1 pseudogene is annotated in these 302 nt (G+C 58.6%); it reads left to right on the top strand.

What is annotated here, in order from left to right:
* Positions 1 to 34: 34 nt before the first annotated feature.
* Positions 35 to 302, top strand: a pseudogene (locus EN862_RS35600) (sugar ABC transporter substrate-binding protein); the annotation flags it as partial.

Raw genomic sequence — 302 nt, 5'->3', positions numbered from 1 at the left:
GCGCTGTTTGGAAACGAAAACCGGGAGGAGAACCATGAAATCACTGAGCCGTAACATCGGCCTTGCAGCACTCGCCGCCACCATGATGGCCGCCGGCGTGCAGACCGGCCACGCCGAGGACAAGAAGCCCTACACCATCTATCTCTCCAACAATTTCGTCGGCAATGACTGGCGCCAGCAGATGGAACGCGTCGCCACGGTGTCGGTGAACAAGGGCCCGCTGAAAGGCCGCGTCGACCTCAAGATCGAGAATGTCGAGAACACCGTCCAGGCGCAGATCAATTCGCTGAACAACATCATCC

This window comes from Mesorhizobium sp. M2E.F.Ca.ET.219.01.1.1, assembly GCF_004016445.2.
In the GTDB taxonomy this organism is placed as follows: Bacteria; Pseudomonadota; Alphaproteobacteria; order Rhizobiales; family Rhizobiaceae; genus Mesorhizobium.
The sequence above is the reverse complement of the archived record's forward strand: the minus strand, read 5'-3'. Positions and strand labels throughout refer to the sequence as shown.